This window comes from Mesorhizobium sp. WSM4832 (genome assembly GCF_055811115.1).
Map to the genome: position 1 here is coordinate 93397 of NZ_JBVVQH010000005.1, position 12369 is coordinate 105765.

8 protein-coding genes are annotated in these 12369 nt (G+C 65.1%); all 8 read left to right on the forward strand.

The window, feature by feature from the left end; translation table 11 throughout:
* The 8 genes from AC0L2L_RS09080 to AC0L2L_RS09115 all read left to right on the forward strand — a co-directional run bounded on the left by AC0L2L_RS09080 (position 1) and on the right by AC0L2L_RS09115 (position 12304).
* Complete coding sequence (locus AC0L2L_RS09080; protein ID WP_027164515.1) at positions 1 to 1329, forward strand: FMN-binding glutamate synthase family protein; 1329 nt, start codon at positions 1 to 3, stop codon at positions 1327 to 1329.
* Between the two features lie 34 nt (positions 1330 to 1363).
* The gene (gene glnT, locus AC0L2L_RS09085) at positions 1364 to 2671 is read left to right on the forward strand and encodes a type III glutamate--ammonia ligase (protein ID WP_473577665.1); all 1308 of its coding nucleotides are present in this window, start codon (positions 1364 to 1366) and stop codon (positions 2669 to 2671) included.
* A gap of 35 nt (positions 2672 to 2706) precedes the next feature.
* Positions 2707 to 3960 carry a sarcosine oxidase subunit beta family protein gene (locus tag AC0L2L_RS09090; protein WP_473577667.1) on the forward strand — a complete coding sequence of 418 codons (1254 nt, stop codon included), beginning with the start codon at positions 2707 to 2709 and terminating at the stop codon, positions 3958 to 3960.
* Positions 3961 to 3976: 16 nt separating this feature from the next.
* Positions 3977 to 4252 (forward strand): sarcosine oxidase subunit delta, encoded by a 276-nt coding sequence (locus AC0L2L_RS09095; protein WP_027164512.1) that lies wholly within the window; start codon positions 3977 to 3979, stop codon positions 4250 to 4252.
* Entirely contained in the window at positions 4252 to 7233 is a 2982-nt protein-coding gene (locus tag AC0L2L_RS09100) for a sarcosine oxidase subunit alpha (protein ID WP_473577669.1), read from the forward strand. The genes AC0L2L_RS09095 and AC0L2L_RS09100 overlap by 1 nt, the downstream gene beginning before the upstream one ends.
* On the forward strand, positions 7226 to 7849 hold the full coding sequence (locus AC0L2L_RS09105) for a sarcosine oxidase subunit gamma (RefSeq protein ID WP_473577670.1): 624 nt from the start codon (positions 7226 to 7228) through the stop codon (positions 7847 to 7849). Before AC0L2L_RS09100 ends, AC0L2L_RS09105 begins: the two co-directional genes overlap by 8 nt.
* 138 nt (positions 7850 to 7987) lie before the next feature.
* Positions 7988 to 10345, forward strand: coding sequence for a DUF1989 domain-containing protein (locus AC0L2L_RS09110; RefSeq protein ID WP_473577672.1), 2358 nt, complete (start codon positions 7988 to 7990; stop codon positions 10343 to 10345).
* A gap of 249 nt (positions 10346 to 10594) precedes the next feature.
* Complete coding sequence (locus AC0L2L_RS09115; protein ID WP_473577674.1) at positions 10595 to 12304, forward strand: APC family permease; 1710 nt, start codon at positions 10595 to 10597, stop codon at positions 12302 to 12304.
* The last annotated feature ends 65 nt before the right edge of the window (positions 12305 to 12369 follow it).

Sequence of the window (12369 nt, forward strand, 5' to 3'; positions counted from 1 at the left end):
ATGACCTACCGCAACCCGCCGACGACGCCGCGCAAGTCCGCGACCTTCGACGACTACACGCTTTCCGAAATCCGCCGCGCGGCGGCGACCGGCATCTATGATATCCGTGGCGCCGGCGCCAAGCGCAAGCTGCCGCATTTCGACGATCTTTTGTTCCTCGGCGCCTCGATCTCGCGCTATCCGCTCGAAGGCTATCGCGAGCGCTGCGACACCTCGGTGGTACTGGGCTCGCGCCATGCCAAGAAGCCGATCGAGCTGAAGATCCCGATTACGATTGCCGGCATGAGCTTTGGCTCGCTCTCCGGCCCGGCCAAGGAAGCCTTGGGGCGCGGCGCCACGCTTTCCGGCACCTCGACGACGACCGGCGACGGCGGCATGACCGAGGAAGAGCGCGGCCATTCCAAGACGCTGGTCTATCAGTACCTGCCATCGCGCTACGGCATGAACCCGCGCGACCTGCGCCGCGCCGACGCCATCGAAGTTGTCGTCGGCCAGGGCGCCAAGCCTGGTGGCGGCGGCATGCTGCTTGGCCAGAAGATTTCCGACCGCGTCGCCGAGATGCGCACGCTGCCCAAAGGCATCGACCAGCGCTCGGCCTCGCGCCATCCCGACTGGACCGGGCCGGACGATCTCGAGATCAAGATCCTCGAACTGCGCGAGATCACCGACTGGGAAAAGCCGATCTACGTCAAGGTCGGTGGGGCACGGCCCTATTACGACACGGCGCTCGCGGTGAAGGCCGGCGCCGACGTCGTCGTGGTCGACGGCATGCAGGGCGGCACGGCGGCGACCCAGGAAGTGTTCATCGAGAATGTCGGCCAGCCGACGCTTGCCTGCATCAGGCCGGCGGTGCAGGCGCTGCAGGACCTCGGCATGCACCGCAAGGTGCAGCTCATCGTCTCCGGCGGCATCCGCAACGGCGCCGATGTCGCCAAGGCGCTGGCGCTCGGCGTCGACGCTGTCTCGATCGGCACGGCAGCGCTCGTCGCGCTCGGCGACAACGACCCGCGCTGGGAGGCGGACTACAACGCGCTCGGCACCACCGCCGGCGCCTATGACGACTGGCACGAGGGCCGCGACCCGGCCGGCATCACCACGCAGGACCCTGAGTTGATGAAGCGGGTCGACCCGGTCGCGGCCGGACGGCGGCTCGCCAACTACCTCAAGGTGATGACTCTAGAAGCGCAGACGATTGCCCGCGCGTGCGGCAAGAACAGCCTGCACAATCTCGAGCCTGAGGATCTCGTCGCGCTCTCGATCGAGGCCGCCGCCATGGCAGGCGTGCCTTTAGCCGGCACCAACTGGATACCCGGGAAGAACGGCTTCTAGGACATCAGCAAAAACACCACTGCGAGGAATTATAATGGGGAACGATCTCGCCGCATTCGCCAAGGAGAACGGCGTCAAATATTTCATGATCTCCTACACCGACCTGTTCAGCGGCCAACGCGCCAAGCTGGTACCGGCGCAGGCGATCGCCGATATGCAAAAGGACGGCGCGGGCTTTGCCGGTTTCGCGACATGGCTCGACCTGACGCCGGCGCATCCGGACATGCTGGCGGTACCGGATCCGGCATCGGTGATCCAGTTGCCGTGGAAGAAGGACGTCGCCTGGGTCGCCGCCAACTGCATCATGGACGACAAGGAAGTCGACCAGGCGCCGCGCAACACGCTGAAGCGGCTGATCACCGAGGCCGCCCGCGACGGCATGCATGTCAAGACCGGCGTCGAGGCCGAGTTCTTCCTGATCTCGCCGGACGGCAGCGCGATCTCCGACCAATACGACACCGCCTCGAAGCCCTGCTACGACCAGCAGGCGGTGATGCGCCGATACGATGTCATCGCCGAGATCTGCGACCATATGCTGGCTCTGGGCTGGGGCCCGTACCAGAACGACCATGAGGACGCCAACGGCCAGTTCGAGATGAACTGGTCCTTCGACCACGCGCTGGCGACCGCCGACAAGCACTCGTTCTTCAAGTTCATGGTCAAGTCGATCGCGGAAAAGCATGGTCTCCGCGCGACTTTCATGCCGAAGCCGTTCCAGGGCCTGACCGGCAATGGCTGCCATGCCCACATCTCGGTGTGGGATGAGACCGGCAAGACCAATGTCTTTGCCGACAACGCGATGGAGCTCGGCCTCTCGGCCAAGGGCAAGAACTTCCTCGGCGGCATCATGAAACATGCCTCGGCGCTTGCCGCGATCACCAATCCGACGGTGAATTCCTACAAGCGCATCAACGCCCCGCGCACCATTTCGGGCGCCACCTGGGCGCCGAACACGGTGACCTGGACCGGCAACAACCGCACACACATGGTGCGCGTACCGGGACCCGGCCGCTTCGAACTGCGCCTTCCCGACGGCGCCGCCAACCCGTATCTGCTGCAGGCCGTCATCATCGCCGCCGGCCTCGACGGCATCCGCTCGAAGGCCGATCCCGGCAAGCGCTACGACATCGACATGTACCAGTTCGGCCATACCGTCACCGACGCACCGAAACTGCCGCTCAACCTGCTCGACGCGCTGCGCGAGTTCGACCAGGACAAATCGCTCAAGGCGGCGCTGGGTGAGGAATTTTCGTCGGCATATCTAAAGCTGAAGCAACAGGAATGGAATTCCTATGCTTCGCACTTCACGCAATGGGAGCGCGACCACACGCTGGATATCTAGACCCTCGGCGGTGCGAGCGACCTCGGAATGAACTGATGAAATATTCGATATTCTCGCTCGCCCGCGCCGCCCTTTCCGGCCACAAGAATTGGAAGCCGACCTGGCGCGACGCCGCGCCCAAGGACCGCTACGATGTGGTGATCATCGGCGGCGGCGGCCACGGGCTGGCGACGGCCTGGTTCCTGGCCAGTGAATTCGGCATCCGCAATGTCGCGGTGCTGGAAAAAGGCTGGATCGGCTCCGGCAATGCCGGCCGAAACACAACCATCATCCGCTCCAATTACGGCCTGCCCGGCAACACCGGCTTCTACGAATTGTCGATGAAGCTTTGGGAGCGGATGGAACAGGACTTGAATTACAACGCGATGGTCAGCCAGCGCGGCGTCATCAATCTCTATCATTCCGACGCGCAGCGCGATGCCTATGCGCGGCGCGGCAACACCATGCGCATCAACGGCATCGATGCCGAGCTGCTCGACCAGGCGGCGCTGAAGAAGATGATGCCGTTCCTGAACTTCGACCATGCGCGTTTCCCGGTGCAGGGCGGACTCCTGCAGCGGCGCGGCGGCACGGCCCGACACGATGCGGTCGTCTGGGGCTATGCGCATGCGGCGAGCGAACTCGGCGTCGACGTCATCCAGAACTGCGAGGTCACCGGCTTTACCCGCGACGCCAACGGCAAGGTGACCGGCGTCGAGACCTCGCGCGGCAGGATCGGCGCCGGCAAGGTCGGCATGGCGGTGGCGGGCTCCTCGTCACGCGTCGCCGCGATGGCGGGCTTGCGTCTGCCGATCGAAAGCCATGTGCTGCAGGCCTTCGTCTCGGAGGCAATCAAGCCGCTGTTGCCCAATGTCATGACCTTCGGCGCCGGACACTTCTATGTCAGCCAGTCCGACAAGGGCGGGTTGGTCTTCGGCGGCGACATCGACGGCTACAATTCCTATGCCCAGCGCGGCAATTTGCCGGTCGTGGAGGATGTCTGCGAAGGCGGCATGGCGCTGATCCCGATGATCGGCCGCGTGCGGCTCCTGCGCCAGTGGGGCGGCATCATGGACATGTCGATGGACGGCACGCCGATTATCGACAAGAGCCCGGTCGACGGCCTCTATATCAACGCCGGCTGGTGCTATGGCGGCTTCAAGGCGACGCCGGGCTCGGGCTTGGTCTTCGCCCATCTGCTGGCCCGCGACGAGTCGCACAAGGAGGCGGCGCTGTTCCGCCTCGACCGCTTCCAGCGCGGCGCCATGATCGACGAGAAGGGCCAGGGCGCCCAACCGAACCTGCATTGAAAGCGGCCGCAACAAGATGCGCATAGTCTGTCCCTTTTGCGGCGAACGCGAACTCGGCGAGTTCACCTATCTCGGCGATGCCAAGCCGCAACGCCCCGCGGCCGATGCCGGCGAGGACGCCGTCTACGATTACGTCTATCTTCGCGACAATATCGCCGGCGTGATGAGCGAGCACTGGTACCATGGCGGCGGCTGCCGGGCCTGGCTGAAGGTCACACGCAACACGCTGACGCATGAGATTTCGGCTGTCGAGCCGGCGGCGGGTGCCGGCGCCGCCAAGGTTGGTGCGTGATGCGCGGCAATCAGGCAAACCGGCTGAACAATGGCGGTCTCGTCGACCGGTCGGAAGAGATCAGCTTCCGCTTCGACGGCAAGACCTTCTTCGGCCTCAAGGGCGACACGCTGGCTTCCGCGCTGGTCGCCAACGGCGTCAAGCTCGTCGGCCGCTCGTTCAAGTATCACCGTCCGCGCGGCATCCTGACGGCCGGCTCGGAAGAGCCGAACGCCCTGGTCGAGCTGCGCAGCGGCGCCAGGCGCGAGCCGAACACCAAGGCTACGACGGTCGAGCTCTATGAGGGCCTGGAAGCCGCCAGCCAGAACCGCTGGCCGTCGCTCAATTTCGACGTGATGGCGGTCAACCAGCTGTTCGCGCCGATCTTCGTCGCCGGCTTCTACTACAAAACCTTCATGTGGCCGGCGAAGTTCTGGGAAGCGATCTACGAGCCGGCGATCCGGCGCGCCGCAGGCCTCGGCCGCGCGGCTGGCCTTCCCGATCCCGATCATTATGACAAGGCCTGGGCGCATTGCGACGTGGTGATCGCGGGCTCGGGTCCGGCTGGCCTGGCCGCTGCCCTTGCGGCCGGCCGCAGCGGCGCCCGCGTCATCCTCTGCGAAGAGGATTTTGTCCTCGGCGGACGCTTGCTTGCCGATGGCGGCACGATCGACGGATTGCCGGCCGCCGAATGGGTCGCGCGCGCGGTTGCCGAACTGACGGCGATGCCGGATGTGCGCATCATGACCCGCACGACGCTGTTCGGCGTCTATGACGGCGGTACCTATGGCGCGATCGAACGCGTCAACGACCATCTGCCGGTGCCGCCGGAGCATCAGGTGCGCCAGCGGCTGTGGCGCATCGTCGCCAAGCGCTGCGTCGTCGCGGCCGGTTCGATCGAACGCCCCATCGTCTTTGCCGGCAACGACACGCCGGGCGTGATGATGGCGTCGGCCATGCGCAGCTACATCAACCGCTACGCCGCCACGCCGTCCAGGCGCATCGCGCTCTTCACCAACAATGAGGACGGCTGGCGGACAGCCGAAACGGCGATCGCCGCTGGATTGCAGGTTGCAGCGGTGATCGATGCACGGCCGGACGTTTCGCCAGCCCATCGCTCGCTTGCCAGCAAAGGCGGCTTCCCGGTGCTGCATGGCTCCGTCAACGGCGTCGACGGCGGCAAGAACGGCGTGCGCAAGATTTCCGTCTCGCTGACCGGCGGCGCGCGCGCCGAGGTCGAGGCCGATGGGCTTGCGGTCTCGGGCGGCTGGAACCCGGCGGTCGGCCTCACCTCCTACCATCGCGGCCGGCCGAAATGGCGCGACGACATCGCCGCCTTCGTGCCGGACGGCGCGCCGCCCGGCATGGTCGCCGCGGGCGCGGCCAATGGCGCCTTCGGTCTCGGTGCCTGCCTGCGCGAAGGGTTTGAGGCCGGGGCCGCGGCCGCACTGGATGCCGGGCGCAGCGGCGGCACAGGCTCGATGCCGGTCGCCGACGACGAGGCCTTTTCGCTGACGCCGCTCTGGCATGTCACGGGCAAGGGCAAGGCCTTCGTCGACCAGCAGCATGACGTCACCGCATCCGACGTCGAACTGGCGCAGCGCGAGGGCTTTCAATCGGTCGAGCACCTGAAGCGCTACACGACGCTCGGCATGGCGACCGACCAAGGCAAGACATCCAATGTCGCCGGCCTCGCCATCATGGCTGCGGTGAGCGGCAAGTCCATTCCCGAGACGGGCACGACCATCTACCGGCCACCTTATGTGCCTGTCGCCATCGGCGCCTTCGCCGGCCACCACCGCGACGAGAATTTCCACGCGACGCGATTGACGCCATCGCATCACTGGGCGGCCGAACAGGGCGCGATCTTCGTCGACACCGGCTTGTGGAAGCGCGCCCAGTGGTACCCGCGCGCTGGCGAGAAGGACTGGCTGGAATCAGTCACCCGCGAGGTCAAGGCAGTGCGCGGCGGCGTCGGCTTCTGCGATGTCTCGACGCTCGGCAAAATCGACGTGCACGGCCCCGACGCCGGCGCCTTCCTCGACCGCGTCTACATCAATGCCTTCTCCAGCCTCGCCGTCGGCAAGGCGCGCTACGGGCTGATGCTGCGCGAGGACGGCATCGTCTATGACGACGGCACGACCTCGCGTCTGGCCGAGGACCACTACTTCCTCACCACCACCACGGCGAAAGCCGGACTGGTGATGCAGCATCTCGAATTCTGCCGGCAGGTGCTGTTCCCCGAACTCGATGTGCAGCTGACCTCGGTCTCCGACCAGTGGGCGCAATTCTCCATCGCCGGGCCGAGTGCGCGGGAACTGCTCAAACAGATCGTTGATGAGTCCGAGGACCTGTCGAACGAAGGTTTCCCGTTCATGGGCGCGCGCGAGGTCAAGCTGCGCGGCGGCCTGAAGGCCAGGCTGTTCCGCATCTCGTTTTCCGGCGAGATGGCGTTCGAGATTTCGGTGCCAGCGCGCTACGGCGAGGCGATGGCGCGCAATCTGATGATCGCTGGCGCCCCATTCGGCGTGACGCCCTACGGCACCGAGGCGCTCGGCGTGATGCGCATCGAAAAGGGCCATGTCGCCGGGCCGGAGCTCAACGGCACGACCACCGCGGCCGATCTCGGCCTCGGCAAGATGATGTCGACCAAGAAGGATTTCATCGGCCGCGTCATGGCCGGCCGCGAGGCGCTGGTGGCGCCGAACCGGCAGGTGGTCGTCGGCATCAAGCCGACCGACAAGGCGCGGCGCCTGCGCTCCGGCGCGCACATCGTTCCGAAGGGCGAGACGCCCGGCCCCGACAACGACCAGGGCTATGTCACCTCGGTGTGCTTCTCGCCGGTGCTCGACCAGTGGATCGGGCTCGGCCTCGTCGAGCGCGGTCGCGAGCGCATCGGCGAGATCGTGCACGCTCATGACCCGCTGCGCGGCGAGGACTACGATGTCGAGCTCTGCAATTCCGTCTTCTACGATCCGGATGGAGGACGCCAGCGTGGCTGATTTTTCCTGGGACGTCCGCAGCCCGCTGGACCGCGCGCTGGTCGCCGGCGCTTACGGCGCGCGAGGCGATGCCGGCGTGTCGCTGGCCGAGATCCGCAATTTCGACCTCGTCCAGGTGATGGCGCGGCGCGGCAAGGCCGGTGAGATGGCGAAGGCCGCGAAGGCACGCTTCGGCGCCGCCGCACCGGAAACGCCCAAGGCGGTCGGCACGTCCGACGCCACGCTGATCTGGTCCGGACCGGACCAGTTTTTTGTCCTGCCGAAAGGTGGCAAGCACAGGATTGACGCGCTGGCGCCTGTCTTTGCCGGATCGGCTTCGCTTTCCGATCAGTCGCATGCGCGGGTGCTGATCAGCGTCTCCGGAGAGAAGGCGCGCGCGATGCTCGCCAAGGTCTCCTCGATCGATCTTCATCCCGATGTGTTCGGTGTAGGCGCTGCTGCGGCCACGTCGATGGACCACACGAGTGTCACGCTGTGGCGGGGTAATGATCGCAGCGGACAGGCAGTGTTCAATCTCCTGGTGTTCGCGACCTTCGCCGAGAGCCTGTGGCACACGATTCTCGACTCAGCCGCGGAGCATGGCGTGACAATCAGCCATTCCGAGGACCTGGCGTAGCGGTACGCGCCCTTCCCTTCTCCCACAGGGGGAGAAGGGGGAGCCAGTGCTTGCCAAACGCCATCGCGCTGCTATTCTTGCTGCTAAAATATTTTCACACACAGGCAAACTTGTTTCTCGCTCGGAGGAGGGTTTGAGATGAGCCAGTCGCCCTACCCTGCCGTCCTGTCCGGACCGCCGCGTCCGAGCCTGATCCTGAGACCCGGCCAGATCAGCCTGCCGCCGGGCGTGGAACGCTGTACCGTGCATGGCAATGGCGCGGTGCTGATCGACGTCGAGGCCGGCGACAGCGTCAGCGTGACCAATGTCGAGGGCGGTCAGCCATGCGAGCTGCTGGCCTGGGACAAATCCGGCGCCACCGATCCCGGCATTTTCGGCGAACGGTCCAACAGCAACGCGGCCGGCATCAAGGCGCTGCTGGCCGAAGGCGACGACAGCCTCTCCGCGCTGCGCCTCAGCCTGCAACGCCGCCAGGTACAGCTCGACCAGCCGATGGCCGTACGCGTCTTCGGCGGTGCCACGCCGGCCGGGACCGAGCAGAGCTTTTCGGTACAGCGCGACGGCGCGCTGCTGATCGCTGCCCCGGGCGGGCCGATGCTGGTCGACGGCCACAACACCGCGACACCGCTCACCGTGATGGTGCGCCGCGCCACGATCCGGCTGAAGACGAGATCGCAGCTTGCCGATCCGCTCGCCGATCCGGTGCTCGATCTCAGGGTGCATTCGGCGACGGCGGAATCCTATTTCGTCAAGGCTGGCGACTATCTGCAGATCATCGACGTCGATGGCCGGCAATGCACGGACTTCCAGTGCTTTTCGGCGCGCAAGCTGGACAAGGGACGCGATCTGCCGCTCGATGTGACGACGACCCGCACGCTGATGGGATCGAGCTATCCGATGCCCGGCCTGCACTCGAAATACTACGACCAGGACATGGAGCCGCTGGTCGAGGTGGTGCAGGACACATGCGGCCGGCACGATGCGTTCGCGCTCGCCTGCGCCGCCAAATATTACGACGACATCGGCTATCCCGGCCACGTCAACTGCTCGGAGAATTTCAACAAGGCGCTCGCCGACAAGGGTGTCACGCCCCGCGCCGGCTGGATGGCGATCAACTTCTTCTTCAACACGGCAATCGACGCGCATGGCCTGATGGTGTCGGACGAGCCCTGGTCGCGTCCGGGCGACTATGTGCTCTTGAGGGCCCTGACCGACATCGTCTGCGTGTCCTCGGCCTGCCCGGACGACACCACGCCCGCCAATGGCTGGAACCTGACAGACATCCATGTGCGCAGCTATTCCGGCCAGCACAAATTCTCGCGAGCGATCGCCAGACGCACGAAGCCCGACTCGGAACCGAAAATGACCCGCGAGACAGCCTTTCATTCGAGCTTTGCCAAGCACACGCGCGACTTCGTCGAATACCGGGGCTACTGGCTCGCCAATTCCTTCGCCAAGGAAGGGCCGATCGCCGAATACTGGGCCTGCCGGCAGGCGGCGGTGATCATGGACCTTTCGCCGCTGCGCAAGTTCGAAGTCACCGGACCGGATGCCGAAGCGCTGTTGCAATACACGCTGACGCGCGACGTCAAGAAGCTCGGCGTCGGCCAGGTCGTCTATTCGGCGATGTGCTACGAGCATGGCGGCATGATCGACGACGGCACGCTTCTGCGGCTCGGCAAGGACAATTTCCGCTGGGTCGGCGGCGACGATCCTTCCGGCGAATGGCTGCGCGAGACCGCCACGAAGCTTGGCCTCAACGTGCTGGTGCGCTCCTCCACCGACCAGATGCACAACATCGCCGTGCAAGGGCCGAAGAGCCGCGACATCCTCAAGGAGGTCGTCTGGACCTCGCCAGTGCAACCCTCGATCGGCGAACTCGAATGGTTCCGCTTCGCCGTCGCCCGCATCGGCGTTCCGGTCGTCGTCTCGCGCACCGGCTATACCGGCGAACTCGGTTATGAGGTCTGGTGCCATCCGCGCGACGCCGAAAAGGTGTTCGACGCGATCTGGGAAGCCGGCCAACCGCATGGGCTGAAGCCGATGGGCCTGCAGGGGCTCGACATGGTGCGCATCGAGGCGGGGCTGATCTTCGCCGGTTACGAGTTCTCCGACCAGACCGATCCGTTCGAGGCCGGCATCGGCTTTACCGTGCCGCTCAAGACCAAGGCCGACGACTTCATCGGCCGCGCGGCGCTGATCCGGCGCAAGGAGCATCCGCAGCACAAGCTTGTCGGGCTCGACATCGATGCCAATGTCGCCGTCGGCCATGGCGACTGCGTCCATGTCGGCCGCGCCCAGATCGGCGTCGTCACCTCCGGCATGCGCTCGCCGCTGCTCGGCAAGACCATCGCGCTGGCCAGGCTCGACATCACCCATGCCGAGATCGGAACGGAGGTCGAGATCGGCAAACTCGACGGCCATGCCAAGCGGCTGCCGGCGCGCGTCGTGGCCTTCGCCCATTACGATCCGCAGAAGACCAAGCCGCGTTCCTGATCGCCTCCCAGCGCAGATCTGCCCCCGCCGCCGCCCGCCGGCGGCGGGTGAATCGATGTTTCGCAAACCTGATGTGCACGACATCCACAAAACGCTTGACGCGAAAGCGCGTCGGATCAATCTTCACTCTTAAGAAAAAAATACGACTGAGTGGAAACACGACAGCCGGATGGTGATTTGCCGGGGAGCAAGCTTCGCGAGAGCCGAAGCGTCGCCGGCGGGGAATAGAAAAAGGGGAAGACACAAGATATGAGCACGATAAGCACTGCCCTGGAGCAGCCTGCCGAAAGCAAGCTGCTCAGGCATATCGACTGGCGTGGCGCCTTCTGGGTGGCAAGCGGCGTTCCAGCACTGGTCCTGTTCTCGATCGGCGGCATTGCCGGCACGACCGGGAAACTCGCCTTCCTGATCTGGACTGTGTCCATGATCATGGGTTTCCTGCAGTCCTTCACCTATGCCGAGATCGCTGGACTGTTCCCGAACAAGTCCGGCGGCGCCTCGATCTACGGTGCCACGGCCTGGCTGCGCTACTCGAAGTTCATCGCGCCGCTGTCGGTGTGGTGCAACTGGTTCGCCTGGTCGCCGGTGCTGTCACTCGGCTGTTCGATCGCAGCCGCCTATATCCTCAATGCGTTGGCGCCGGTGCCGATCTTCGGCGAGACTTCGCCGGAAGTGGTCGCCTACATCGCGGCGCATGTCGGAACTGCTCCGGCCGATGCCATCGCCGCGGTGACCGCGGCCGCGACGCCCGCCATACGCACCTGGTCGCTGTGGGGCCATACGCTGGGCCCGGTGTCCTTCACCTTCAACGCCACCTTCTTCATCGGCGCGGTGCTGATGCTGATCATCTTCTCGATCCAGCATCGCGGCATCCTCGGCACGGCCAATGTGCAGAAATATATCGGCCTTTTGGTCATCATCCCGATGCTGATCGTCGGCGTCGTGCCGATCTTCACCGGCCAGATCGACTGGGCGAATTTCTCGCCGCTGGTGCCGCTGGCCGCCGCCTACGCACCCGACCCTGGCTCCTGGAACATCGCCGGCTGGACACTGGCGCTCGGCGGCATGTTCATCGCGGCCTGGTCGACCTACGGCTTCGAGACCGCGGTCTGCTATACGTCCGAGTTCAAGAACCCCGGCACCGACACCTTCAAGGCCATCTTCTACTCTGGCCTGCTCTGCATGCTGCTCTTCATCCTGGTGCCCTTCACCTTCCAGGGCGTGCTTGGCCTGAACGGCATGCTGGCGACGCCGATCGTCGACGGCTCGGGCGTCGCCGACGCGCTGGCCGGCATGGTCGGCGGCGGCAGTATGATCCACAGCCTGCTGGTGATGCTGATGATCCTGGCGCTGGTGCTCTGCATCATGACGGCGATGGCCGGCTCCTCGCGCACGCTCTACCAGGGTTCGGTCGACGGCTGGCTGCCGCGCTATCTCAGCCATGTCAACGAACACGGGGCGCCGACCCGCGCCATGTGGACAGACCTCGTCTTCAACCTGATCGTGCTGGCCATTGCCTCGGCCGACGCGACGAGCTTCTTCTTCATCCTTGCCGTGTCGAACTGCGGCTACATCATCTTCAACTTCCTCAACCTCAACGCCGGGTGGATCCACCGCATCGACAACGGCCAAATCGTCCGACCCTGGAAGGCGCCCTCGTGGCTCCTGGGGGTTGGGGCGATCTTCGCCTATGTCAATGCGATCTTCATGGGTGCCGGCGCCAAGGTGTGGAACCCGATGGCGCTATGGGCCGGCCTGATCACCGCGGCGCTGATCATCCCGGTGTTCTGGTTCCGTCATTACATCCAGGACGGCGGCAAATTCCCCGAACACATGTTGGCGGACCTTGGCATGGCGGGAGCCGACCTTTCGGTCAAGAAGGCAGGCATGCTGCCCTACCTGACGCTGATCGCCGGCGTGGTGGTGATGCTGATCGCCAATTGGGTGTTCGTCATCTGACACGACGGCCTGAAAGAAGACGGGCGCGCCTCGGCGCACCCGTCTCTCTTTTTTTGCCGATCTTC